Origin of the sequence: Myxococcus sp. CA056 (genome assembly GCF_013336715.1) — a bacterium.
Classification (GTDB): domain Bacteria; phylum Myxococcota; class Myxococcia; order Myxococcales; family Myxococcaceae; genus Myxococcus; species Myxococcus llanfairpwllgwyngyllgogerychwyrndrobwllllantysiliogogogochensis.
In genome coordinates, this window is the sequence record NZ_JABUMT010000024.1 from 1 (window position 1) to 25378 (window position 25378).

Below are 25378 nucleotides of genomic sequence, written 5' to 3' on the forward strand. Positions count from 1 at the left end.
CCTCTTCAGCCACTGCCTACCTTTGCCCTCGGGCAGGGCCTTCTCGCTCTCAGGTCTTCTGCGCACACAGAGCCGAACGAGAGGTGCCCCTGCTCCCTCTTCCCGCTCACTTCACGCCCGCCCGCCCTCCGGCCTGATCGAGAATCACGAACTCCGGTTTAGGCTGGGCGCACCATGGCTGCCTCGGCTCCCCTGCTCTTCGAGAAGGCCCACATCCTCTGCTACCGCACCTTCGACATCGCGGAGGAAATCAACCTGGAGCGGGCGCGCAAGGCCGTGTCGGAGGACACCCGCCGCCTCAAGCTGTCGCGCGAGAATGGCCAGTACCTCCAGCTCCCCAATCCGCCGCTCGCGTATGAGCTGGGGCGAAGGCCGCTCGCGCTGAAGGACGGGCCCGTCACGGTGGATGCCACCGCGCGCCTGTTCGACCATGGCGCCGCGTCCATCATCCTGCGCGTGCCCGTGGTGCCGGGCACGTCCCTGGAGCAGCTCATCCGCGTGGCGGACGAGTTGTATGACAGCCAGGCGTTGGAGGACCTGGCGCTGGATTTGGTGGAAGGCGTGCGCAACACCATCGCCGCCGCGGTGCAGGAGCCGCACCTGTGGGACCAGAACGAGAGCTACACCGTCATCTTCGCGGAGAGCATCCAGGGCAACCCGTCCGCGGAGGACATCCTCGCGGAGGCGGACCTCGCCCGGCTGCTGCTGGGGGAGAACGGCCAGACGCCACTGTCGCGCCGGGAGAGCGAGGCCGTCACGCAGATGCGCTTCAGCTACACGGTGAATGACCTGGTCGTCATCGACTGGAACAGCGCCTTCGTCTACGAGCCGTCGGGCTCCGGGGACATCCCGGACCTGCTCGAAATCGCCAACGCGCAACTGTTGGAATTCCGTTACTACGACGAGCGGCTGGACGAGCACATCGCGCGCATCCACGACGAGGTGCAGGCCAAGCGCCACGGGTGGACGCGGCTGTTCCGCAGCCCGTACCGCACGCTGACGCGGCAGACGCTCACCACGCTGGTGGACCTCAACGAGTTCATCGAGCGGGTGGACAACAGCCTGAAAATCATCGGCGACTTCTACCTGGCCAAGGTCTACGAGGGCGCGGTGCGCCGCATGCGCATCTCCGCCTGGCAGGGCTCCGTCACGCGCAAGCAGCAACTGCTCGCCCAGACGTATGGCCTGCTCAAGGGCGACGTGGACATCGACCGCTCCCACACGCTGGAGGCCGTCATCGTCCTGCTCATCGTCCTCGAGATTTTCTTCGCCTTCTTCAATGTGTTCGCTCACTGAAAGCCAAGGTCTCTTGTACCTGGGGACAGGTGTCCGCGGGTTTCGCGGCCCTGGCGGACATGGGACACTGGAGCTTCGCGGTTGGCCCGATGGGGCCCAGACCGGGGGGACGTGTGGGCATGAAGGTGCCCGAGAGCAACCGGGTGGCCGCGACGGACCGCGTGACGCGGCCCCGGGAGCGGCTGTCGGTGGCGCCGCCGGTGCGGGCGGTGCTGGAGGCGCTGCTGCGCGAGGCCGCGGCCACCCTCTCCGCGTCCGGCGTCTTCATGTGTTGGAGAGAGGACGAAAGCGTCCCTCGCCTGCTCGCCACGCCCGCGCTGCCGGCTGACGCGCTGGAGGTGTGTGGCCAGCGCCTGCTGAACGGCCCGAGGGACATCGACGGGGCGCTCTTGACGTACGTGTCGGTGGACCTGGAGCGGGACGTGCTGCTCGCGGGCGAGCCGGAGGCCCGGCGGAAGCTGGGCGCGGTGGGGCTGGTGTCGCTGCCGCTGTCGCCCTCCGTGGACCGGGGCGTCGTCGGCGTGTTGTGCGCCGTCCTGCGCCAGGGGCGCGTGCCGTCGGAGGAGGACCTTCAGCGCTGCGGGCTGTACGCGCGCCTTGCGGGGCTGGCGCTGGAGCGGGAGCTGGCGGTGGAGGGGACGCGGGTGGAGGTGGCTCGGGCGCGCGCGGAGGTGGAGCAGGCGGAGGTGCTGCGGCTGAGCCGCTTCCAGGCGGTGACGGAGGCCTTCGGTCAGACGCTCACCCGCGAGGAGGTGGCCCACGTGGTGTTGGACCTGGGCCTGCCGGCGGTGGATGCGATGGCGGGCATGGTGCACCTGACGCCGGAGGGCGGCGCGTCCGCGGAGCTCATCGCGGCGGTGGGCGTGCCCGACGGGCTCCTGGAGCCCTTGCGCGTGTTGCCCCGCACCGGCGAGGACCTGCCGGGGTACGACGCGGTGCTGGCCGAAGCGCCGGTGTGGCTGGAGACGCTGGCGGCGATTCAGGCCCGCTACCCGAGGCTCGCGGCGTTGATGGAGGAAGGGCCGCTGCGCGCGCTGGCGCTGGCGCCGCTGTTCGTCGAGGGGCGGGTGTTCGGCACGCTGGCCTTCGGCTTCGAGCGGGAGAAGGACTTCACCGCGCTGGAGCGCGAGTCCATCATCGGGCTGTCGCGGCAGTGTGGTCAGGCGCTGGAGCGCGCGCGGCTGTACGAGCGAGAGCACACCGCGCGACTGGAGGCGGAGGCGCTGGGCGCGCGGCTGAGCCTGCTGGCGGACGCGAGCGCGCTGGTGTCCGGCTCGCTGGGCTGGGAGGACACGGTGGCCGGCGTGGCGCGGCTGGCGCTGGGCCACTTCGCGGACGGGTGCTCGGTGGACTCGTACGAAGAGGGCGTGGTGCGGCGGCTGGCGGTGTTGCACGCGAGCCCGGAGAAGGCGCAGCGGGTGCTGGAGCTGACGAGCTTCCCGCTCGACTCGGGGCAGCCCTCCACGCTGGCGCGGGTGCTGGCCAGCGGGCAATCCCGCATGGAGACCCGCAAGACGCGCGCGGTCTCCGAGGTGGACGGCGCGTCGACGTGGAGCATCAGCTCGCTCATCCTCACGCCGCTGGTGGCCCGGCAGCGCACGCTCGGCGCGCTGACCTTCGTGCGGGACGCGGGGCGGGCGCCCTTCGACGCGACGGACCTGTCGCTCGCGGAGGAGCTCACCCGGCGCGCGGCGATGGCCATGGACAACGCGCGGTTGTTTCGCGACGCGCGCGCGGCGGAGGAGGAGAGCCGGCGCAGCGCCGCGCGGCTGCATGTGCTGGTGCAGGTCAGCCAGCTCATCGCCGAGGCGGGGTTGGACCTGCCCACGGTGCTGGACGTGCTGGCGAGCAAGGTGTCCGAGGCGCTGGGCGGCGGGTGCGTCCTGCAACTGCTCGCGGAGGAAGGGGAGCAGTTGGAGCTGGTGGCGGCGCACCATCCGGACCCCGTCGCGCGCGGCGTGCTGGAGTCGTCGCTGCGGATGAACCCGGCGCGCGTGGGTGAAGGGCTGTCGGGCCGGGTGGTGGCCACGGGGCAGACGCTCTTCGTGCCCCGGCTCAGCGCGGAGGAGCTGCAGGGGGACCGCTCGCCGGAGGGTGTCACCTTCCTGGAGCGCTACGGGCCGCAGAGCCTCATCATCGTTCCTTTGGGCGCGCGGGGCCGGGTGCTGGGCACGCTCGGCGTCATCCGCGAGGCGCGCGGGCGCGAGTACACCGCGGAGGAGCGCGCGCTGTTGGAGAGCCTGGCCGCGCGGGCCGCCCTGGCCATCGAGGATGCGCGGCTGTATGGCGCGGCCACCCAGGCGGTGAAGGCTCGCGACGAGCTGCTGTCGGTGGCGGGGCACGAGCTGAAATCGCCGCTCAACGCGTTGCAGCTCCAGATTCACCTGCTGGCGCGCATGGCGAAGGACGCGATGGCGGCCAGCGGGCTGGCGGAGCGCGCGGAGAAGGCGGCACGTGCGGGCCAGCGGCTGGGGTTGCTCATCGACGACCTGCTGGACGTGTCGCGCATCAGCGCGGGCCGGCTGTCCCTCAACCTGGAGGAGGTGGACCTGGCGGCGCTGACGCGCGAACTGGTGTCGCGGATGTCCGAGGAGCTGGTGCGCGCGGGCAGCGAGGTGCGCATGCTGGCGGACGACGCCGTGGTGGGACAGTGGGACAAGCTGCGGCTGGAGCAGGTGCTGGTGAATCTGCTGTCCAACGCGGCGAAGTATGGCGCGGGGCGGCCGGTGACGGTGCGGGTGGAGCCGCGCGGAGCGGTGGCGGAGCTGGTCGTCCAGGACGAGGGCATCGGCGTGGCGCAGGAGGACCAGGAGCGCATCTTCGAGCGCTTCGAGCGCTCGGAGTCCGCGCAGCACTTCAAGGGCCTGGGCCTGGGGCTCTGGATTACCAAGCGCATCGTCGAGGCCCACGGCGGAGGCATCCGCGTCCAGAGCCAGCCCGGCAAGGGCTCCATCTTCACCGTGGAGCTTCCCCTGTCCGACACCTTGCCGACGTGAGCGCGTGGCCCGTCCACCAGACACATCACCTGGACAGCGCTCGGCCCCGTGCGCTCTGGTGCCCTTCGTGATGATGCGTGTTTTGCGCGGCGGAGTCCTGCTCCTCCTGCTGGGTGGGGCGCTCGCTTCCGGATGTGGCCATGCGCCCCAGGCGCGGCCTGCTCCCGACGGCGACGGTGATGGTGTGTCCGATGCCGGGGATGCGTGCCCGCTCCTCCCCGGCCTCGCCTCCACGCGCGGCTGTCCCAGCAAGGACACCGACGGCGACGGCCTGGACGACTCCGTGGACAAGTGCCCACGCCATGCGGGCCCCGCGTTCCGGGAGGGCTGTCCCGCCCGGGACTTCGACGACGACGGCGTGGAGGACACCAAGGACGCGTGTCCCCGCGAGGCCGGCCCGCTGGAGCGCAAGGGCTGCCCCATCGTCGACCCGGACCGCGATGGCGTGGAGGGCGACGCCGACGTGTGTCCCGAGGAGCCCGGCCCGGTGGAGCGGCAGGGCTGTCCGGAGCAGGACGAGGACGGCGATGGTGTCCCGGACGAGGATGACGCCTGTCCTCGCGACGAGGGCGTCCCCCACCTGCGCGGGTGTCCCGAGCGGGACAGGGACGGTGACAGCCTCGCGGACCATCGGGACAACTGCCCCACGGTGTACGGCCCGGCGACGAACCAGGGCTGCCCCGCCCAGGACAAGCAGCGCGTCAGCCTCCAGCGGGACAGGCTGGAGCTGCTGGAGCGCATCGGCTTCGAGAGTCAGACGGCGAAGCTCCAGGCGAGCTCGCACGCGCTCCTGGACAACGTGGCCCGGGTGCTGCTCGCGCACCCGGAGCTGACGCGCGTCATCGTGGAGGGGCACACCGACGCCTGGGATGACGCGACCACCGGACGCGCGATGACGCAGGCCCGCGCGGAGGCCGTGGTGGCCTACCTGGAGGGGAAGGGCGTCCCGACGGAGCGATTGGAGGCGCAGGGGCTCGGGGCGGACAGGCCGCTCGAGTCCAGCGGGACGTCGCTTGGACGCACGGCCAACCGCCGCGTGGAGTTCATCATCCCGCCTCCCCCCGTCCGCAAGCCCGCCCGGCCCGCCCCCCGGCGGTGAGGTGGGCGGGTCTCGGGCGCCTCGGCTCGTCCTCGGGGTGGAGTCCTCCCGGAGCGTCGGGAGGTGGGATACGCTGTCGGCCGCGTCCAAGGCTCCACCGGACGCCGAGGTGGCCCCCATGAGCGCATCCCCCCTCTTTGGTGACCTGCTGCTCAAGCTGGGTATCGTCACGCCCGTGCAGGTGCAGGAAGCCCTGGCCCTCCAGGCGCTCACTGGCCAGCGCGTGGGCGAGGCGCTCATCTCCCTCGGCTACGTCACCCGGGAGCAGATTCAGGACGCGCTGGGAGAGGCGTTGGGTCTGCACCACGACAAGGGGCCCTCGCAGCCCGCCCTGGGCGAGCTGCTGGTGGGGCTCAAGTACGTGACGCTCGCGCAGCTCGAGGAAGCGCTCGCCCGTCAGCGCCGCGACGGGCGCAAGCTGGGCGAAATCCTCGTGGAGCTGGGGCACTGCACGTACAAGCAAATCTACGAGGCGCTCGGCCTGCAGAACCGCATCGCGGGCCGGCAGGAGAATCCGCGGCCCTTCATCGACGGGCGCCGCCGCGTCGTCGTCGTGGACGACAGCCCGCTGGCGTGTGCCTTCGTGCAGGAGGGCCTGGTCGCCCTGGGCTACGAGGTCCTCTGCTTCCAGGACCCGTTCGAGGGGCTGGAGGGCATGAGCCGGCTTCAGCCCGCCATCGTCCTGAGTGATTTGGAGATGCCGGGCCTGGATGGCGTGGAGCTGTGCCGCCGACTCAAGGAGGGCCCCACGCGGGGCCTGCCCGTCATCATCCTCACCGCGAATGACCGCGAGGCGGAGCGTGTGCGCGGCCTGCGCGCGGGCGCCGACGACTACGTCAACAAGTCCGCGTCCATGGACGAGCTGGCGGCGCGCATCGAGAGCGTGGTGCGCCGCACCGGTGAGACGGAGCGGATGCGCAAGCTGTTCGCTCGCTACACGTCCGCGGCGGTGGTGGACGAAATCCTCAAGAGCGCGGACGCGGTGGTGCTCACCGGCGAGAAGCGCGAAGTGACGGTGTTGTTCGCGGACATCCGCAACTTCACCGGGCTGGCGGAGAGCCTCCCTCCCGAGCAGGTCGTCGGCGTGCTCAACCAGGTGCTGGGCCGGCTGTCCGACGCGGTGCTCACGTGCGGGGGCACGCTGGACAAGTTCCTCGGCGATGGGCTGATGGCGGTGTTCGGCGCCCCGGTGGCTCGCACGGACGACGCGCTGCGCGCGCTCCAGTGCGCGAAGATGATGATGGACGCGATGACGGACCTGCGCGTGGAGGCGGAGGCCGAGTGGGCCGCCAACGGCCGCGAGGGCCACCCGCTGGTGCTGGAGCTGGGCGTGGGCATCAACTCGGGCGTCGTCGTCGCCGGCAACATCGGCAGCACCGTGCGCTCCGAGTACACCTGCATCGGAGACGCGGTGAATGTGGCCGCGCGGCTGTGCGCGCTCGCCGGCCCCGGGGAAATCCTCGTGGGCGAGCGCACCCGGGAGCTGGTGGACGCCAACGAGACGGCCTTCGAGGACCTGCCCCCTGTCCGCCTGAAGGGTAAGCAGCAGCCGGTGCCGCTATTCCGCGCGCTTTAGGCCCGCGTGAAGTCTTCCGCACCCCAGGCCCCCTCTGGCGGTAGGGTGGGGGGCATGAATCCGTCCGCTGACGACCGCCCTCCGCCCTCCCGTCGCTCACCCGTGCTGTGGGTGGGGCTGGTGTTCGCCCTCGCCCTCATCTGCGCGGTGCTGGTGGGGGCGCTGACGCGCTCGAAGGCGGTGTACGCGGAGCGGATCCACCAGGACATCGGCGTGCTGGAGGACGCGCTGTCGCGCTTCCACGCGGACGGCAACGAGCTGCCGGAAGAAGCGGACCTGGAGCCCCTGCTGGTGCCCAAGTACCTGCCCGCGCTGCCGCTGGACCCGTGGGGGCGGCACTACCGGTACACCAGCAACGGCACCCAGGTGTTCATCGCGACGTTCGGCAAGAGCGACGACCGGGGCGGCAGCCGCGAGGAGCAGGACCACACCAACCACGACGGACACCCCCGGCCGGAGCCGGTGAAGTAGCCGTCCTGACGTGCGGCCGTGTGCCTTCGGGCCCGGCGACCGATGGGCCTCCGGGCGGGCTGGCATGACGGAGGGGCCCCCCGCCTGGCGGCGTCGTGCGCATCTGTCCTGGAGGGGATGGACATCCAGGCCATCCCCGCGAGGAGGGCGGCCATGGCCATCGTCTGTGCGAGCCCGCTGATGGCGCGGGAGTCCCGGGAAGTGGAGGTCGCCGCGGCCCTGGCGGCCCGGCTGGGAGAGCCGCTCCTGCTCGTGGGCGTCATCGACGGCGAGCCGCTGACGGAGGCCACGCGCCTGGAGGCCCAGCGGCACCTGGAGGCGCAGGCGGAGCGATTGGAGCTCCCCCCGGGCCGGGTGAGCTGCCGGGTGCGCTCGGACACGGACGCGGTGCTCGCGGACGAGGAGTGCCGCCACTCGCGCTGGGTGGTGGCCGCGGCGGAGGGCTGGCGCACGTCGGCCTGGCGGCGCGCGTCGCTGCCGGAGCGGCTGGCGCGCCATGGCTGCGGCCCGGTGCTGTCGGTGCGCCGCGAGGACGCGCTGGTGGACTGGCTGCGAGGCCGGCGGCGCCTGCTCGTCGTGGTGGGCGTGGATCCGCTGTCCCCCACCGCCGACGCCGCCGTGGCCTTCCTGCGCGAGCTGCGCCGGGTGGGGCCGTGCGACGTGCTGGCCACCTACGTGTGCTCGCCGCTGGAGGAGCGCGACCGGTTGGGCATCCACACCCCCGTCCACGTGGACCTGCTGGAGCCCCAGGCGCGGGACATGGAGGCGTTGGACCCGGCGGTGGAGACGGTGCTGCTGCGCGAGGTGCGTGAGCAGGTGGGGGACTTGCTAGGCGAGGGCGGCGTGGAGGTGGTGCTGGAGCCGGGCTTCGGCAGGCCGGCGGACCACCTGCTGCACGTGGCGCTCTCTCGCGGCGCGGACCTCGTCGTGGTGGGCATGCGCGCGCGCGGCGCGGTGAAGCGGCTGTGGCACGGCTCGGTGTCGGCCGGGGTGCTGCGCAACGCGGAGCAGGCCGTGGTGTGCGTGCCGGACGTGCTGCGCGAGCCCCGGCATGCGCTGCCGCCGCGCAGCGTGCTGGTGCCGGTGGACTTCTCCGACGCGTCCGAGCGCGCCATCGCCCAGGCCCGCTCCCTGGTGGGGCCGGGCGGCCGGGTGCACCTGCTGCATGTGCACCGCAAGCGCCTGGGCGAGACGGGGGGCTTCATGGACCACTATGGCGTGCTGCCGGAGCCCCCTCGCGAGCGCGAGGTGATGCTGCGACGGCTGTGGGAGCTGGTGCCTCGCGACGAGGGCGCCCAGGCGCTGCGCTGGAGCGTGGAGGGCGTGACGGGCGAGGACATCGCGCAGGCCATCTGCCAGGCCACCGAGCGCGAGGGCGTGGACCTGGTCTGCCTGGGGACGTCGGGGGAGCCCTCGCGGGAGCCGGACGCGCTGCCCGGCGCGGTGGCTCGGGAGCTGGTGGCGCGCTGCCGCCGGCCCGTCATGGTGGTGCCCGGCACGTGACACGTTTGAGACAGCAGTCACTCAGGTACACATGAAAGGGTTTTCAGGTGGGTCGCTTCGAGCCCCACCTGCCAGGACACGTGGCCCGTTGAACGGGAGACCCGATGGGGCGCTAGAATCCCCGCACCACGCATCACAGCAGGGGGTTTGCCGGTGACGCTCAGTGGTTACCGAGAAGAAGAGCTCGTCTGCAATCGTGCCTCGCTCATCATCCATGGCGGCACGGAGGAGGAGCGCCGCAGCTGGGCCCAGGAGGCCGCGCGCAACTTCGACGTGGAGCTCGTGGAGGTGCGACAGGCCACGGACCTGGCCGGGGCGCTTCGCCAGCGCAACGGCGTGTTGTTCATCCCCGATGCCGCCAAGCTCGGGCGCGACGCGCAGGGGCTCATCCTGCGCTGCCTGCAGATGCAGGAGGAGCGACCCAAGGTGGTCGTGGGGGTGTCGGGCGCGGCGGACGCGGCGCTCTCTCGCGGCACGCTGCGGGAGGATCTGCACTACCGCCTGCACCAGGCGCAGGTGGACCTGCAGAAGGACGGCATGCGGGAGCTGCTGCGGCGGCGCTGGGCGCTCCAGTCGGAGCAGCTCGCGTTGAAGGCCGCCGCCGCGAAGGCCGTCGCGGAGTCGGAGCGCGAGGCCGCGGAGGCCCGTCGCCCCGGCTCGGTGACGCGCACGCTCCCCAAGGCGCGCAAGCCGGTCTCCAGCTCGCGCAAGCCGGCGTCCCGCAACCTGTCGCCTCGCTGAAGGGCGCGACCTCCACGCGCGGGGGGACTCACTCCCCTCGCGCCGTCAGTCGAGGCGCGAGGGCCCATCGGCGCCCGGCCCACTCGAAGACGCGAGGAGACCCCATGTCGCTGGAGCTCATCCGAGGAGACATCACCCGAGTCGACGCGGACGCCATCGTCAACGCGGCCAACAGCTCGCTGTTGGGCGGCGGCGGCGTGGATGGCGCCATCCACCGCGCGGCCGGTCCGGAGCTGGTGGCCGAGTGCCGGCTCCTGCACGGCTGCCCCACCGGACAGGCGAAGGTGACGCGGGGCTACCGCCTGCCCGCCCGACACGTCATCCACACCGTCGGCCCTGTCTGGCGCGGCGGCACCCATGGCGAAGAGGCCACGCTGGCCCGGTGCTACAAGAGCGTCTTCGCCCGGGTGTCGGAGCTGGGGCTGCGCTCGGTGGCCTTCCCCTCCATCTCCACGGGCATCTACGGCTTTCCCATCGAGAAGGCCGCACCCTTGGCCCTCCGGGAAATCCAGGCCGCCCTGGCCCGACTGTCACATCTTGAGAAGGTGACAGTGGTGCTCTTCTCGGAGGCGGACCTGGAGACGTATCAGCGCGCGCTCGAGGGGCTCCAGGGGGCCCCGGGGGGCGAGAATGTGTGAACGAGGAAAACTGGGCTAGAGTTTCGCCCACGTCCTTTCTTCGTCGGAGCATCACATGTCTCAGGAGAATGCTTCCCCCAAGCCCAAGCGCGGGCTCAAGCGGCCCATCGAGGTGGTTCGCGCCGAGCTGATGAGCGACGCGGACACCAAGAAGATCGCCGCGGCCGTGAACATGAAGCTCGAGGACTACGTGGAGCTGGTCCTCAAGTACGCGCAGGACAAGGACCTCGACCCGGAGCTGAACATCGTCCCCGACGAGGAGCTGAAGAAGAACGGCATCACCCCGCTGACGTCCGACGAGGCCGCGGACCTCCTCATCCGAGGGATGAAGGGGGAGCTGCCCGGGTCGGCTCCGGACTTCGACAACTCCAAGTTCGAGCAGAAGGCCGCGGGCGGGAAGCCCTCGCTGGGCGCGCCGGACGCTCCGTTGCCGCCGTCGACGCCGTCCGCCCCCTCCACGGGGACCCAGGACGCCGCGGCGCGGCAGGCGATGTTGGATCAGATCAAGCGGGGCGGTGGCGGCCGGGCCTGAGGTCCGGCCCCCCTGGGCTGGAAAGCGGAAGAAAATCCGACGGAAATTCTGGCGGAAACTATTCAGCCGCTCTGTCGAGAATCACTGTGAGTCTTCTCTCTCCCAAACTTCCGCGTCCCCCGCGAACTCTGAGGTGTCACCATGGGCCTGTTCAATCTGAATCCCGCGAAGCTGTTCAAGGATGTCCTCAAGGGCATTGGCAGCGCGGCGGAGAAGGTCGGCGGCCTCGCCGGTGGCATCGCGAAGTTTGGTGAGAAGCTGCTGGGCTTCCTGAAGAAGCCGGCCTCGGAAATCATCGAGCCCATCACCAACAAGATCAGCGAGCAGATCAACAAGATCCCCTACGTGGGCAAGTTCCTGGCCCCGGTGGTGGACGGCCTGCTGAAGCAGGGCGTGACGTCGCTGGTCGGCGAGGGCCCCATCGGCGGCATCGGCGCGCTGGCGAAGGCCACCTCGAAGATCGAGGACGTGACCAAGGTCGCCGAGCAGGTTCGCGCTGGCGCCGAGAAGGTGGGCGCGTGGACGGACAACGTCCTCGGCCAGCAGAACGTGCAGAACATCATCGCGCAGCGCCACGCCTCCTTCATCGAGTAAGGCCTCGCGCCCCTGGCGCGAAGATGTGGCAAGCCCGAGGGCCGGTCCTCCGCGAGAGCGGGGCCGGCCCTTCGGCTTTGCGGGGTACGGGAGGCTGGGTGTCTCCCGGCGAGAGGGATGAGCATTGAGGGCTGGCCTTCCGTGAGAGCGGGGTCGGCCCTTCGGCTTTGTGGGGGACGGGAGGCTGGGTGCCCCCTGGCGAGATGAATGAGCACCGAGGGCTGGCCTTCCGCGAGAGTGGGGTCGGCCCTCCGGCTTTGCGGGGTACGGAGGTTGGGTGTCCCCTGTCGAGATGAATGAGCACCGAGGGCTGGCCTTCCGTGAGAGCGGGGCCGGCCCTTCGGCTTTGCGGGGGACGGGAGGACTCGTGTCCCCAAGCGACGAGGTGGGCACGGAGGGCCGGTCTTCCGTGAAGGCGGGGGTGGCCCTTTGGCTTTGCACGGGAGGTTGGGCCCCCTACCAGCCAGGATGAATGGGCATCGGGGCTGGTCTTCCGCGAGAGCGGGGTTGGCCCTTCGGCTTGCCCAGGCACTTGTGGCTGGAGCGGTGGTTCTCGTCGGAGCGACAGGTGAGGGGGGCTGAGGCCTGGCTTCTCACAGGGCCAGGGCTTCAACAGGCCCTGCCCGGGACGGGCTTCCGTTCTGGAAGGTTCGGGCCAGTTCTGGCGACGATGGAGTGAGTCCGCCTCTGCGCGGCTCTTCCCTTCGGGGAAGGAGCCCGCATTTCAGTCGCTTGGAGCGAGCCAGGCTCAGTGGATGCTCCTCGTTACGGCGAAGCAGTCCCTCAGTTCGCGTGGTCGGGCACCAAACCTGGGTGAATGGGTACCCAGTTGTGATCCTCGCCCCTGAGGCGAAATCCATACTGGCAGTATGGATTCTTGAGGGCTTTTTTCTCGGCTTCTAAGGCAGTGGATCACGCCCGTGCGAAGCGGTGTAGCGCTGCCGCGAGAAGTTCCTGGGAAGGGGTGTGGCGCGCCCTGTGGATCATCCCGGCCCGGGTTTCGGTGCGGGTCAGCCCTCTTCGCGGGCGAGGCGCTTCACGTCGCGCAGGAGCCGGTCGGTCGAGTCGCTGTCGGCGCTGTCGTAGTAGCCGCGAATCTCTCCGCGCGAGTCGACGAGGACGAAGTGCGTACCGTGGAAGATGGAGAGCAGGTCGTCCTCGGCGGCGCCGGCCTCACGGCCCATGCTGACCTTGAAGCCCTGGACGATGGTGTCCTTGAGCACGTCGTAGTCGCCGGTGAGGAAGCTCCAGCGGGCGAAGTTGGCGCCATGGAGCTGGCCGTATTCGGCGAGGCGCTCGGGCGTGTCGTACTTCGGGTCGACGGAGAAGGAGACGAGCTGGAGGTTCGGGCCGAAGGAGTCGGTGCTCGTCTGCACCTGCGCCATCTTCCGGGTGAAGGCCGGGCACACGGTGGGGCAGCGGGTGAAGATGAAGTTGGCGATGAAGGGGTGGCCCTTGAGCTGGGCGTTGCCGAAGGGCTTGCCGTCCTGGCGGGTGAAGGTGAAGTCCGGCAGGGCGCCCAGCTGGGGCAGGGGTTCGTTGCCCGCGCGCATCAGGTTGACGGCGGCGACCGAGGCGAGTCCCAGGGCGACAACGGCGAGGCCGGCCCAGAAGCCGGGGCGTTGCGTGAGACGGGCCGGGGGGAGCGCGAGAGGGGAGTCGGCGGACATGGCCCGGACCTAACGAAAGGACTGGGAGGGCACAAGCGCGTCGGAGGGACAGGGGTCAACCTGCCTACTCGCGAGGTGTAGTCGGCAGCAGGCCGCCCCGAGGGCAGGCGGGCCCGGGGAACGCGGACGGGGCCGTGGCTTGAGGCCTCAGGGGCAGCGTGCTAGCCGGGAGAGCGGTGATGACTGGCGAGAGCGCTCCACTCCGAGTCGACGAGCCGCGTCCCATCTTCCGGGGCGAGGGATGACGGGGCGCATGGCACGCGACGCCGCCGTGTCCTGCCATCCTGAGCGAGAAATGGATGGGCGCATGTCACTCGATGGCGCCGCCTCCCACGTTTCGGAGCGAGGGGCGGATGGGCGCATGTCACTCAATGGCGCCGCGTCCTGCCGTCCGGAGCGAGAAATGGATGGGCGCATGTCACTCGATGGCGCTGCGTCCCACGTTCCGGAGCGAGGGACGGATGGGCGCAAGCTCCTCGACGACGCCGTGTCCCTCCTTCCGAGCCGAGAGCTTCGAGCGCGCATGTATCCAGTCGGAGCAGCCGCAGCGATTCCCATAGAGAGCTCCACCTCGGGGCGACGAGGCGCATCCGTTCTTTCATCGCGAGCGATGCGCGTGAGCGAATCAGTCGAACTCCCCATCCAGGCGCCAGGCACTGTGTTCCGCTGCCCTGCGGGAACGATGCGCGGGACCTTGTCGCTCGCCGGGCTCCTCCTGGCCCTCATGCCCCTGGACGTGCTCGCCTGTGCGACGTGCTCCCTGCGCGAGCCCGAGTCCGCGGTGCGCTCCGCGCTCCTGGTCGTGGGGTTGATGCTCACGCCCTTCCTGGTGGTGGGCGTGGGGCTATGGGCGGTGCGGCGCGCGGGCCGGGAGGATGGCGCGTGAGCACGTCCGTCGAGGAGAAATCCCAGCCATCGTTGGACACGCCCACGAGCGCGAGGACGCTGGCGCTCCCCGAGGACGCGAGTGTCGACGGGCATCGCATCGACGCGCTGCTGGGTTGGAGTCATCGCTTCGAGGCGGGCATGGCCGCCCTCGCGCTCGGGTGGATGGTGGTGGCGGTGTGGCGCTTCCGAGGCTCGAAGCGAGCAGCCTCGGACGGAGGCACGAAGCGCTCCCGCGCGTGGGTGCTCGGCCTGGCGCTGAGCACGTTCCTGGTGGTGGACGGAGCGCTGCTGGTGGGCTCGGAGGGCTATCTGCGGGACGTGCTGTGGAACCTCGACGTCCCCGCGAAGGACCCGCGCACGGTGCGGATTGAAATCAACGCCCACCAGTGGTCCTGGGAGGCGCGCTACGCGGGCGAAGATGGCCGCTTCAACACACCGGACGACGTGGTGACGTGGAACGACCTGCGCGTGCCAGCGGGAGTCCCTGTCTGGGTGCAACTCGTCTCCACGGATGTGGTGCACGGCTTCTCGCTGCCGAACTTCCGCGTGAAGCTGGATGCGATTCCGGGGCGCGTGAATCAGACCTGGTTCCGTGCCGCGCGCGAGGGTGCCTGGGAAGTGGCCTGCTATCAGCACTGCGGCACCAGTCACTACCGCATGCGCGGCGAGCTGCGAGCCCTGTCCGCGGAGGCCTATGCCGCATGGCTGCGCGAAGCGGGAAGGCAGGCCGTGCAGGCGTACGACGTGGATGACAGCGCGGCCCACTGGGGCTGGGAGTGGAAGGCGCCGTGAGTCTTCTCTCGCTCGACCACAAGGACGTGGCGCGGCGCTACCTGTGGAGCGGGCTGGGCTTCCTGTTGCTCGGAGGACTGCTGGCGCTGGCCATCCGCTGGCAGTGGGCCTGGCCGGGGCGCCCGGTGCCTGGGCTCGCGTGGGCACTGCCCGAGTCCCACGGCGCGTTGACGCCTCCCACGTACACGGCCGTCTTCACGATGCACGGCCTGGTGATGATCTTCTTCGCGGTGACGCCGCTGCTCTTCGGCGCACTGGGGCACTTCGTGTTGCCGCTGGCCATCGGTGCACGGGGGCTCGCCTTCCCGCGACTCTCGGCGCTGGGCTACTGGGTGTACGCGCTCGGGGGCGTGTTGGTGCTGGCCTCGTTCGCGGTGCGGCTCGGGCCGGCGAGCGCTGGCTGGACGGCGTACCCACCGCTGTCGACGTCGGCCTTCACGCCCGGATTGGGGCAGACGCTGGTGACGGTGGCGGTGTTGTGCGCGGGGACTTCGGCCTTCACGTACGGCTTGAACTTCGTCGTCACGGTGGCGCGGTGCCGAGCGCCGGGGATGACGTGGGGACGACTGCCCCTGACGGTGTGGGGACTGTTCTTCGCCTCGGTGTTGAACGTGGTGTTCGTGCCGGTGCTGGCCGCTGCAACAGTGTTGCTGTTGATGGACCGATTGCTGGGCACGCAGTTCTTCATCGCGGGCGCGGCGGCGGTGGGTGGTGGTGGAGACCCGGTGGTGTACCAGCACCTCTTCTGGCTGTTCGGCCATCCGGAGGTCTACATCCTCATCCTGCCCGCGTGGGGCATGGTGGGGGACCTGGTGGCGTTCTTCAGTCGCAAGCCCGCGCATGGCTATCGACTGACGGCGGGGGCCATGGGGACGGTGTCCGCGCTGAGTGGACTCGTCTACGCGCACCACCTCTTCACCAGTGGCATGTCGCCGTTGCTCGGTCGCACGTTCATGGTGTTGACGCTGCTCATCTCCCTGCCGGCCGAGGTGATGTTCCTCAACTGGCTGATGACGCTGTGGCGAGGCAGCGTGCGGCTGACGTCGCCGATGCTCGCGGCGCTGGCGACGATGGTGGTGTTCGGACTGGGCGGAATCACGGGGCTCGCGCTGGGCGCGGTGGCCACGGACGTGCCGCTGCACGGAACGCTGTGGGTGGTGGGGCACTTCCACCTGACAATGGGAGCCGCGAGCTTCCTGGGCCTCTTCGCGGGCCTCTACTTCTGGTTCCCGAAGATGTTCGGCCGCGCGCTGCACGAGGGACTCGCGAAGGTGCACGTGCTGTCGAGCGCGGTGCTGTTCCTCGGAGTGTTCGGCGGACAGCTCGCGGCGGGCTACGCGGGGCAACTGCGGCGGCTGTATGACCCGTACCAGTACACGTACCTGAAGCACCTGTTGCCGCTGAACCAGTGGACGACGGTGTGCGCGTTCCTGCTGGGCGCCGCGCAGGGGGTGTTCGTGGTGAACCTGGTGTGGACGTTGCGTCGAGGGCGAGCCGCGGAAGCGAACCCGTGGCAGGTGGGAACGCTCGAGTGGACGTGTGCATCGAGCCCGCCCGGCGAAGGCAACTTCACGCAAGTCCCCGTGGTGCTGCGCGGGCCGCATGCGCTGTCGCAACCGGAGGTGCTGGAGCAACTGGGGCGCGACTGGATTGGACAGGCGGAGGTCCTGCCAGGTGTGGCCCGAGAGGGTGCCGGTGAAGAAGCACTGGCCACGGTGTCCACCGTGAGGAGTGTGACATGAGCGAGCGCGGACGGAGTCCAGCCGAGCACCTGTCGAACCCTGCACGAGCCCCCAGGTGCGCGACATGAGCGCGGAGCGCAAGCCGGCGGTGGACGGGCCCCGCTCCTCCGAGTCGGAGACGCGCGCCGATGCCACTCCGCCCTCGAGGTCTCAACCTCTCGGCATGACGCCGCTGACTGAAGCGCGCGACGCCGGCACGGAGAACGCGAACGCGGAGGGAACCGCGTGGCTCGGCACGGTGCTGGGGCTGGCCGCGTGGACGATGTTCTTCGCCTCGCTCGCCTTCGCGGTGGGCTGGTATCGGATGCGCGAGCCGTGGCCCACGCTCCCCGTGTCCCTGTTGGGGCTGAGTCTCACGGGGCTCCTGCTGCTCGTGGGGAGCGCCGTGCTCCACCTGGGCCTCCGTCGGCGCGAGTCACCGTGGCCCGCGAGGTGTGCCCTGCTCCTGGGGCTGGGCTTCCTCGCGCTCCAGGCGATGTGGACGCATCAGGCCTGGTGGACCGAGCACGTGCGCATCCCCGAGGGCGGAGTCTCCGCATCCGCGTTCCACGGGCTCACGGCGCTGCATGCGCTGCATGTGCTCGTGGTGACTTTCAATCTCTTCCTCGTCTGCTGGCGCCACACGCGCGGCGCGGACGTGCGAGCCTCCTTTCGCCGTCACGTGCTGGGCTGGCACTTCGTGACGGCGATGTGGGTGCTCCTCTTCGTGGCGGTGTACCTCCCATGACTCCTCGCGGAACGTTCCGTGTGAACACCCTTCGCGCCCTGACGGTGTTGTTGCCGCTCGTGCTCACGGGCTGTCGCTCGAAGAGTGCCCCCAGCTTCGAGCCCCTGAAGCTCGCGGACGGCCGAGTCATCCCGGCGGAGACGCTCACTCGCGGGCACTCGGTGTACACGTACTACTGCGCGTCCTGTCACGGAGAACTCGGTGACGGACAAGGGCCCGCGGGGCGTGGGATGAGGCCCGTGCCTCGCAGCTTCCGTCAGGGCCTCTTCAAGTTCGGCGGCGTCGCGGTTGGCGAGCTGCCCACGGACGATGCGCTGAAGCGCACGCTGCGTCGCGGCCTGCACGGCACGCCGATGTTCGCGTGGGACGTGCCCGACGCGGACCTGGACGCGGTGCTGCAATACGTGAAGACCTTCAGCCCGCGCTGGAAGGAAGAAGTCCCCGGCAAGCCCCTGGCCGTGTCGACCGACCCGTGGCGGGGCCGAGACGCGGAGGCCATCGAGCGAGGCCGGGTCGCCTACCACGTCTCGGGCGCGGGGAACGCGGGCTGCTCGAGCTGCCATGTCGCGTACCTTCCCCGCTCGGAGCTGGCCGCGCTGCTGAAGAAGGCGCTGGGCCGCGACGTGGACCTGTCCAAGATGGACCCTTACACCGCCCTGGCCCGGGAGTCGGACCACCCGGTGGCGGTGGACGCGAAGGGCGAGCCCACGAAGACGGAGAAGGTGCTGCCTCCAGACTTCCTCTTCCAGCCGCTGCGCACGGTGTGGCCGGTGGGAGACACGGTGGACGGCTCCACGTACACGGCCGAGCGCCAGCGCGAGGACCTCTACCGCGTCATCTCCTCGGGCGTGGGGGGCGCGGCGATGCCCACGTGGAAGGGCGCCATCCCCGAGGAGAACCTCTGGGCGCTCGCGTACTACGTGCAGACGCTCGTCGTGCTGCGCGACACGGACGCGGCCGATGAGCTCAAGACCCGACTGCGAAGCTCGGCTCAGTGAGTCGTTCCCGAAGGTGCACGGGCGTCACGTGTGCATCCTCCGTGGGGACGCGAGCGAGCCGGATGAGCTTCAGTCGGGACAACAGCCGCATCACCTGCCACGTGGGGTCCAGCTCGAAGCGTCGCGCGGCGAAGTCAGGGCTCGCGGGTCGGGCATGGTGGTTGTTCTGGAACAGCTCGCCCATGCACACCACGTCCATGGGCAGCGTGTTGCGTGACGCGTCCCGGCTCGCGAAGTTGCGATAGCCGTAGCGGTGTCCGCACCAGTTGACGATGGCGCCGTGCACCGGCCCCATCACGAAGTGCGCGGGCAGGAGCGCCCAGTGCCACCGTCGCGTGGCGAAGCGCCGATAGAACAGCGTGTAGAGCGCGCCGAAGCCCAGTCGCGCGGGCCAGCTGTTGAAGACCTTCTCGAGCGCGGGCCACTCGGGATAGCCCCCGAGGAAGCGAGCCTCCGGCTGGATGCGCCCGGTGAGCAGGCCCGCGTAGCGCTGGGCCGTCCGGAACATCATCCGCAGCGGATTCTTCTGGTGCGCGGGCGAGTGGGGGTCCTTCTCGGTGTCCGCGTAGGCGTGGTGCTCGCGGTGGAGGATGGCGTAGGCGCGCGGGTCCAGGTAGCTGGAGCCCTGCACCAGCGCGGTGCAGAGGTGGAGGGCGCGCTCGGTGCGAGGCCGCATCGTGTACATGCGATGCGCGGCGTAGCGGTGCTGGAAGAGGCTCTGGAAGAGCACGCTCAGCGTCCAGTGTGACGCGAAGAATAGGTAGACCATGCAGGGTCAACCTCGGGTCGTGTCACTCCCCTGTCAGACCTGTCCCGAAACAGACATTGAGGGTTCATTCCCGCGCGAAGTCGGGTGGCTGGACAGTGGCTCGGTTGGCGCCACCCTCATTCGTCCATACGTCCTGGTCCGGCAGGTGGTAACGCCAGTGGGAGCGCGTGCTCGCGGGAGTCGAGCGTGACGTCATCTTCGCATCGCCAAAATCCAGCAGACGCAACAGATTCTCCTGAGGACTGATGCAGTAGGAGAACCACAGCCCGCCGAGCAGCAGGTGGTGGTGTCCAGCGTTCAGTCCTCCGATGTCGCTCCGGGTCGGTCCGCCGTCGTTGGAGTCGTGTGTCATCGGAGCCTGCTCCGCGAGGGTGACCAGATGCAGGGCGACAGTCATGCGGACCTCGTTCGGCAGCCGCCAGTACGCAGGATGGAGGTGGGCGGGAATATCGACGGTGTACGAGCGCATGGCGGGACCTCGGCGGCCCACCGCGCGCTTCGCGGGGAAGGTCAGCTTGAAGGGATGGGGATGGACATGTTGAAGGTAGGCATTGAAGAGGCAAGGTGCGCGCTCCGCTCGTCCTGGAGTCGTGGGGCTCGCTCGTGGAGCAGGGCACACGGCCTCTCACCGTGCGCTCGTCTCGAGGTACGTCGAGCAAGACTCGGGGATGCTCACACCGGTAGGCAGGAAGCCGACGGCCCGCCTTCCTCCCCACTCACTCCCCCAAGGCGAGCCAGCGGGCACATCTCCTGGGAGATGAGAGGTGGTGTGGCATGCATGCTTCGAAACGACGAGGACTCATCATGAGGCGCGTCGCGGATATCATTCGCGAGCACCAGGACGACATCGTCCGCCTGTGGACCGCGAAGGCGACCCGTGCCGCTTCCGCCCGTGGGCTGGATGAGCCCGAGCTCAAGAACATCATGCCGACCTACCTGGCCTCGCTTTCCAGCGGCGAGCCGTTGGGCTCCCCCACCGCGACCCGACGAAAACACGTGGAGAGCCACGTGGCCGCGCGGCTTCGCCAGGGGTTCCACGTGGCGGAGGTCGTCGAGGAGTTCGCGCTCCTGGGGCGGTGCATCTCCATGATGTGGGCCACGGCTCCGCGAGAAGAGCGGCCGGATGTCGCGGAAGTCGAGCAGCTCTTCAGCGAGCTGCATGGCGCCTCGGCGGCCGTCATCGAACTCTTCAGCGAGCACCTGCAGGACGACGAGCAGACGGAGAAGCGCTACCTGCGGCTCATCCAGAAGGTGGCCAGCGAGGCGCTCGAGGTGGAGGCGGCCTCGTTGCGAGAGCGCCTGACGGAAGTCCTCGAGCTGGTGATGGAGGCCCTGGGTGCCCAGGGTGCGCTGCTGCTCCTGAACGAGACGGAGCAACGCAAACTCATCATGGTGGCCTCCGCGGGAGTCGCGAAGGAGGCCCTGGCGAGATACGTCCCCGCGCTGGAAGCCATGCCTCTCGCCGCGCAGGTCTCCGAGTCGGTGGACGACCCGGGCCTCTCCCCGGAGGACGCCGAGGCCACCACGCTCGAGGTGAACGAAGACCTTCGTCGGAGCGATGTCCAGGCGCTGCTCGGGCTTCGGCTGGCCACGCATCATGCCCTGATAGGCGTCATGTGCGTCGGCATCTCGACGGCTCGCGACTTCACGGCCCGGGAGCGACGACGGCTCGAGTCGCTGGGAGAGCAACTGACGGTCCACCTGGACAACGCGAAGCTCTACTCGGACCTGCGCGCGAAGGTGGCGGCGCTCCAGTCCGAGCGTGAGCTGCGAGAGCGCTTCGTCTCCGTCCTGGCTCACGACCTGCGGGGGCCGCTGTCCGCGGCGAGGGTCGGCGCACAGCTCATCCTCCGGCGCCCGGAGATGCTGGATGAGCGGCGGGAGCTGGCCCGGCGCATCGACCAGAACATCGCGCGTACGGACCGGATGGTGACGGACCTGCTCGACGCGAACCGCATCCGAGCGGGCCAGCGCATCGCGCTCCAGCTTTCGCCTTGCGACCTGGATGGCATCGCTCGCGAGGTCATCGAGGAGCTGAGCACCGCTCATGGCGAGCGCTTCCTGCTCGAGGCGACGGAGCAGGTCCGGGGCAACTGGAACGCGGACGAGCTGCGCCGAGCCCTCTGGAACCTGGCCACCAACGCGGTGAAGTATGGCGCGTCCGACGCACCCGTCACCCTCACCGTCTCGAGGACCGAGCAGGGCGCGCGCGCCTCCGTCCACAACGTGGGCCGGATGATTCCTCGCGCCGAACAGGAGCAGCTCTTCAAGCCCTTCTCGCGGTCGCGCTCCGCGCAAGCGGGGCTCGCGAAAGGTTGGGGGCTCGGGCTGACCCTGGTGTGGGGCTGTGCCCAGGCCCACGGCGGCAAGGTCATCGTGGAGAGCGAGGATGCCGCCGGGACGACCTTCTCCCTGGAGCTGCCGCCGGACTCGGCGCCCTACCAACCCCGGGCGTGACGCGGGCGGACGGCTCGCAAGGGCACGTCCGCCTCGGGAGATTCCGCGTCCGCGACTCGCGATGCCCCGTGCTGGAGTACGCGTCCGCGCGTCTCGGAGCACGGGGTTGGTGTGTCGGATGCAGTGGGGCCGGCGGTTCCTTCCGGAGAGAACCCCATGTCCCGAATCGACGCCTCAGGCGGCACGTCCCTTCCCCTCGACACCCTCGCCGACGCGGTCCCCACGCCGTCACTCCCACGCACGCCGACCGCGCAAGCTCGCAACGAGGTGAGCGCCTACGATGGCCCCTCCAGTCGAGCGTCCCCCCGAGGCGCGGAGCCGTCGCCTGGAGTCGCGGGCCCGACGGTGTCGGCCGGAGCGCTGGCGGCCCTGGGCGGAAGGCTGCGCGCCCCCAGCGCGGAGGTCCCCTCGGACGTCTCGTCGGAACTCCAGGCGCGGCTGACGCGCGGCCTCGGGGACTGGGCCGTCAGCGACACCGACGTGAAGACGGTGCACACGTTGCTCGGACAGCTCCCGCCCGCGGCGTACCGGGCGACGCTGGACTGGATGGAGCGTGAGGGGCTCCTGAAGACGTTCCTCACGGAGCAGGACCCCGGCGCCCGCGAGTCCTTCCTGAAGCAGGCCGAGGCGAAGGGGGTCCTCCAGCGACTCGCGGGAGAGCCCGCGTCGGGGCCCCTGGGCTACCCGGGCAAGCCGGAGTTCCTCCGCAATGACGCCGCGTTGCCGGAGTCCCTCAGGCACGCCGTGAGCGAGCACGCCGTCGCGGCGGGGAGGGCGTTCCACGCGGCCCACGCGGCGTACCTGGGGCGCTACGCGCAGGCGGTGGAGGACGCGCCGGGCCTGCCCGAGCTGCGCAAGCTCGGGGCGCCTCGGGACGCGCGACTGCCCGACTCGGTGCTGGGCCTGGACCGGAGGGACCCCGAGAGGGAGGCGTATGCGAAGCAGTGGCGGCTGGCGGTGGGCGCGCCGACCTCCACCAACTGGGTCTATCAGGCCATCAATGCCCGCCAGCGAGCGCTCCTCGGAGAGCGCACGGGCGGCACCCTCGCGCTGAAGGGCAAGGCGGAGCTGACCCAGGGCAACCTCAAGCTGGGGGGCGAGGCGCAGGTCGACTCGCGCGGCAAGGTGGACCTGAAGGGCTTGAGCGGGGTGGAGCTGAAGGGCGGGCCGGTGGGCCTGAAGGTCACGCAGGACACGAAGGGCGGATTCCAGTCGGAGATGAAGCTCGATTTGGGGCTCGTCAAGGTGAGCCAGGTCTCGGACGGAGAGCTGAAGGTCTCGCTCGGCGTGGGCAAGCTCGCCGGGAGCTACACGACGCTCAACCTGAAGGAAGCGCGGTTCGGAGGGGGTGTCTTCGCCCAGGTGGAGGAGGCGGGGAACAAGGCGGAAGTGCGGCTGGGCTTCGACATGAAGGGGCTGACGGCCCAGCGCGCGAAGGAGGCCGTGGACCGCCAGCACGTGGGCCTCTTCGACGAGCCTCCAGAGCTGGGACGGGGCCAGTCCTGGGACGCGCTGCCGGAGTCGAAGCGCGAGCGCTATGTCCGTAACGGCTGGAACCGCGAGGAGTGGACGCGTGCCCAGGGCGCGTGAGCGGCAGGTGCGGCCGGCCACCCCGGCGCCCGCCCGCCGGGCAAGGGAGGAGGCTGGAAGCAGGGCACCTCGGACGCCGCATGCGCACCCTTTTTTGCGGAAGTCCCCCATTCAATTCGAGTGAGGCAGCGGATGGCGACGGAGCGAGCGGAGCGGTTCGTGGAGGCACTGTCGAGACTGGAGGAGAGCGGCGACCTGGAGGGCCTCATCGAGCTCTTCAGCGACGATGCGCGCGTGAGCAACGTGGCCTCGTCGCGGGTCTTCTCCGGCAAGGAGGGCGCGCGTCAGTTCTGGCGCGAGTACAAGGGCACGCTGCGCCAGGTGAAGTCCACCTTCCGCAACATGATTGAGGCCGGCGACAGGGTGGCGCTCGAATGGGAGTCCCAGGGCACCGCGCACAACGGCGCGGCCGTGGCCTACGAGGGCGTCTCCATCCTCGAATGGGACGGAGAGCACATCCGCCGCTTCTACGCGTACTACGACCCGCACGCCCTGGGCACGGAGCTGGCGCACGGAACCGCGCGACGCTCGGAGGTCCCCGCCACCACGCCGGCATGACTCCGTCAGGCTGACTCGGGCGTCCGGGGCAGCTCCACCGTGACGGTGGTGCCCAGCCCCGGCGAGCTCTCCAGGTGGATGTGCCCGCCATGGGCCTCCACCACCTGCCGGGAGAACCACAGCCCCAGGCCGAAGCCGCCGTAGTGCCGCAGCGGCACCGCGCGGCCGAAGCGCTGGAAGAGGTGCGCGAGCTGCTCGGCCGGAATGCCGATGCCCCTGTCCCGCACCACCAGCCGCGCCAGGTCTCCGGGGATGCAGGACACCTCCACCTCCACGGGCCGCCCCAGGCCGTACTTCAGGGCGTTGGACAGCAGGTGCGTCACCATTCCATCCACGCGGGAGTGGTCCCACCGCCCGGGGACGGCGTTGGAGGCGTGCAGGAAGAGGGAGGCACCCGCCCGCTCGCGCTCCTCGGTGAAGCGCGCCATCACCTCGCGGCACACGTCCACCAGGTCCACCGGCTCTGGCGTGAGGTGCAGGCGGCCCTCGGACAGGTGGGCCACCTCCAGCAGCTCGCGCACCAGCCGCCCCAGCCGGTCCACCTGCTGCACGGCCGACGTGGTGCGTTCGCGCACGTCCCCGTCCGAGGACATCCGCCGCAGTCGCGAGAGCTGGAGCTTGAGGGCCGTCAGCGGCGTGTTCAGCTCGTGGCTGGCGATGGCGAGGAACTCGTCGCGCAACTGCAGCGCCTGCTGCGTCTGGTGGAAGAGGTGCGCGTTCTGCACGGCGGCGCTGGCGCGGCGGGCCAGCTCCACCGCGAGCGCCAGGTCCTCCTCGGTGTGGTGGCGGCCGGACAGACAGTGGCCCAGGGTCAGCGCGCCCAGCACGCCCTCGGGCGTCTCCAGGGGCACGGACAGCCAGGAGGTGGGGGAGAGGGCGCGCAGCAGGGACAGCTGCTCGGGGCCGCACGCGGTGGCCTCCACCCAGGCCGCGTCGATGTCGGGGTGGAAGGCGGGAAGGCCGCTGGCGAGCGCGCAGATGGGCGTGCCCGGGCGCTCGGGCGGGTGCCAGCGGCTGGCGGCGAGCAGGCCCGCGCACTCCGGCGTGGCGGCGTGGAAGGTGCGGCGCACCTCGTGGTCCGGCCCGAGCACGTCGATGATGCAGAAGTCGCCCAGCGTCGGCACCAGTCCCAGGGCCACGCCGCGCAGGGTGTGGCCCAGGTCCAACGAGGTGGCGAGCACCGCGGTGGCGTGCTGGAGCAGCCCCACGCGCTCCACCTGACCGCGCTCGGCCGCGAGCAGCCGGGCCCGCTCCAGGGCCATGGTGGCCTGCTGCGCCAGCATGTCGATGAAGGCGCGCTCCTCCGTGTCGAAGTCGTGCGCGCGTCCCCAGATGAAGGCCAGACAGCCCACCGTCCTGTCCCTGGAGAAGAGCGGGAGGCAGGCGATGGACACGTCACCACTCTCGGGGCGGGCGGCCTCGGCGGCCTCCGGGAAGCGCACGGCCATGGAGGTCAGGTCCGTTATCCACAGCGGGGCCCGGTCTCGCACGGCCACGGCCACCGGGACGTGGGGGGCGCCCACGGGGACGTGGGTGAAGGCGGCCTCCACCGCGGGGGGGCAGCGCACGCTGTGGACCATCTCCAGGGACGTGCCCGCCGCGTTCAATAGATACAACCCCCCGGTCTGCGCCTCCAGGGTGCGCACGGCCTCCACGACGACGGCGCGGGCGACGTCCTCGGGGGTGAGGGCGGCGGAGAGGGCCAGCGTGAGGGACTGGAGGCTGCGCATGCGCGCGCGCG

The 25378-nt window shown here is 70.3% G+C and carries 22 protein-coding genes; 18 read left to right on the forward strand and 4 right to left on the reverse strand.

The genetic code is table 11. The annotated features are described in order from the left end of the window. Positions 1 to 174 precede the first annotated feature (174 nt). From HUA76_RS43500 to HUA76_RS43545, 10 genes are all read left to right on the forward strand, one after another. Entirely contained in the window at positions 175 to 1296 is a 1122-nt protein-coding gene (locus HUA76_RS43500; RefSeq protein WP_141647941.1) for a hypothetical protein, read from the forward strand. A gap of 119 nt (positions 1297 to 1415) precedes the next feature. Next, a complete protein-coding gene (locus HUA76_RS43505) occupies positions 1416 to 4292 on the forward strand; it encodes a GAF domain-containing protein (RefSeq protein ID WP_174464263.1) in 2877 nt (958 codons plus the stop codon). A gap of 70 nt (positions 4293 to 4362) precedes the next feature. Beyond that, complete coding sequence (locus HUA76_RS43510) at positions 4363 to 5391, forward strand: OmpA family protein (RefSeq protein WP_174464311.1); 1029 nt, start codon at positions 4363 to 4365, stop codon at positions 5389 to 5391. A gap of 118 nt (positions 5392 to 5509) precedes the next feature. Further along, positions 5510 to 6967 carry an adenylate/guanylate cyclase domain-containing protein gene (locus HUA76_RS43515; protein WP_141646630.1) on the forward strand — a complete coding sequence of 486 codons (1458 nt, stop codon included), beginning with the start codon at positions 5510 to 5512 and terminating at the stop codon, positions 6965 to 6967. 54 nt (positions 6968 to 7021) lie between these two features. Continuing rightward, the gene (locus tag HUA76_RS43520; RefSeq protein ID WP_141646631.1) at positions 7022 to 7438 is read left to right on the forward strand and encodes a type II secretion system protein GspG; all 417 of its coding nucleotides are present in this window, start codon (positions 7022 to 7024) and stop codon (positions 7436 to 7438) included. Between the two features lie 153 nt (positions 7439 to 7591). Further along, positions 7592 to 8941, forward strand: a complete 1350-nt coding sequence (locus HUA76_RS43525; protein WP_174464264.1) for a universal stress protein — start codon at positions 7592 to 7594, stop codon at positions 8939 to 8941. Between the two features lie 153 nt (positions 8942 to 9094). Next, on the forward strand, positions 9095 to 9682 hold the full coding sequence (locus HUA76_RS43530) for a Fis family transcriptional regulator (RefSeq protein ID WP_174464265.1): 588 nt from the start codon (positions 9095 to 9097) through the stop codon (positions 9680 to 9682). A 104-nt stretch (positions 9683 to 9786) separates the two neighbouring features. Beyond that, on the forward strand, positions 9787 to 10320 hold the full coding sequence (locus tag HUA76_RS43535) for an O-acetyl-ADP-ribose deacetylase (protein WP_174464266.1): 534 nt from the start codon (positions 9787 to 9789) through the stop codon (positions 10318 to 10320). A gap of 55 nt (positions 10321 to 10375) precedes the next feature. Next, positions 10376 to 10852: a hypothetical protein gene (locus HUA76_RS43540; protein ID WP_141646635.1), complete on the forward strand. Its 477-nt coding sequence runs from the start codon at positions 10376 to 10378 to the stop codon at positions 10850 to 10852. 141 nt (positions 10853 to 10993) lie between these two features. Then, positions 10994 to 11446, forward strand: a complete 453-nt coding sequence (locus HUA76_RS43545) for a hypothetical protein (RefSeq protein ID WP_141646636.1) — start codon at positions 10994 to 10996, stop codon at positions 11444 to 11446. Between the two features lie 1010 nt (positions 11447 to 12456). On the opposite strand, the gene HUA76_RS43550 is transcribed toward HUA76_RS43545, so the two are convergent. Further along, positions 12457 to 13116, reverse strand: a complete 660-nt coding sequence (locus HUA76_RS43550; RefSeq protein ID WP_174456180.1) for an SCO family protein — start codon at positions 13114 to 13116, stop codon at positions 12457 to 12459. 682 nt (positions 13117 to 13798) lie between these two features. Here HUA76_RS43550 and HUA76_RS43555 point away from each other — a divergent pair. The 5 genes from HUA76_RS43555 (at position 13799) to HUA76_RS43575 (ending at position 18263) form a co-directional block, all read left to right on the forward strand. Continuing rightward, positions 13799 to 14002 (forward strand): hypothetical protein, encoded by a 204-nt coding sequence (locus HUA76_RS43555; protein WP_174464267.1) that lies wholly within the window; start codon positions 13799 to 13801, stop codon positions 14000 to 14002. After that, entirely contained in the window at positions 13999 to 14796 is a 798-nt protein-coding gene (locus HUA76_RS43560) for a cytochrome c oxidase subunit II (RefSeq protein WP_371823616.1), read from the forward strand. Before HUA76_RS43555 ends, HUA76_RS43560 begins: the two co-directional genes overlap by 4 nt. After that, positions 14793 to 16538, forward strand: a complete 1746-nt coding sequence (locus HUA76_RS43565) for a cbb3-type cytochrome c oxidase subunit I (RefSeq protein WP_174464269.1) — start codon at positions 14793 to 14795, stop codon at positions 16536 to 16538. The genes HUA76_RS43560 and HUA76_RS43565 overlap by 4 nt, the downstream gene beginning before the upstream one ends. A 64-nt stretch (positions 16539 to 16602) precedes the next feature. Beyond that, a complete protein-coding gene (locus tag HUA76_RS43570; protein ID WP_174464270.1) occupies positions 16603 to 17265 on the forward strand; it encodes a cytochrome c oxidase subunit 3 in 663 nt (220 codons plus the stop codon). Beyond that, on the forward strand, positions 17262 to 18263 hold the full coding sequence (locus tag HUA76_RS43575; protein ID WP_217440947.1) for a cytochrome c: 1002 nt from the start codon (positions 17262 to 17264) through the stop codon (positions 18261 to 18263). Before HUA76_RS43570 ends, HUA76_RS43575 begins: the two co-directional genes overlap by 4 nt. On the opposite strand, the gene HUA76_RS43580 is transcribed toward HUA76_RS43575, so the two are convergent. Beyond that, a complete protein-coding gene (locus HUA76_RS43580; RefSeq protein WP_174464271.1) occupies positions 18232 to 19032 on the reverse strand; it encodes an acyl-CoA desaturase in 801 nt (266 codons plus the stop codon). The genes HUA76_RS43575 and HUA76_RS43580 overlap by 32 nt on opposite strands. Before the next feature lie 64 nt (positions 19033 to 19096). After that, positions 19097 to 19429, reverse strand: a complete 333-nt coding sequence (locus HUA76_RS43585) for a hypothetical protein (RefSeq protein WP_174464272.1) — start codon at positions 19427 to 19429, stop codon at positions 19097 to 19099. A gap of 407 nt (positions 19430 to 19836) precedes the next feature. Between HUA76_RS43585 and HUA76_RS43590 the strand changes: the two genes are divergently transcribed. The 3 genes from HUA76_RS43590 (at position 19837) to HUA76_RS43600 (ending at position 23637) form a co-directional block, all read left to right on the forward strand. Continuing rightward, positions 19837 to 21489 (forward strand): HAMP domain-containing sensor histidine kinase, encoded by a 1653-nt coding sequence (locus HUA76_RS43590; protein WP_174464273.1) that lies wholly within the window; start codon positions 19837 to 19839, stop codon positions 21487 to 21489. 156 nt (positions 21490 to 21645) lie between these two features. After that, positions 21646 to 23079 (forward strand): hypothetical protein, encoded by a 1434-nt coding sequence (locus tag HUA76_RS43595; protein WP_174456188.1) that lies wholly within the window; start codon positions 21646 to 21648, stop codon positions 23077 to 23079. A gap of 132 nt (positions 23080 to 23211) precedes the next feature. Beyond that, complete coding sequence (locus HUA76_RS43600; RefSeq protein WP_141646645.1) at positions 23212 to 23637, forward strand: nuclear transport factor 2 family protein; 426 nt, start codon at positions 23212 to 23214, stop codon at positions 23635 to 23637. A gap of 5 nt (positions 23638 to 23642) precedes the next feature. On the opposite strand, the gene HUA76_RS43605 is transcribed toward HUA76_RS43600, so the two are convergent. Further along, positions 23643 to 25367: a GAF domain-containing sensor histidine kinase gene (locus HUA76_RS43605; protein ID WP_174464274.1), complete on the reverse strand. Its 1725-nt coding sequence runs from the start codon at positions 25365 to 25367 to the stop codon at positions 23643 to 23645. Positions 25368 to 25378 lie beyond the last annotated feature (11 nt).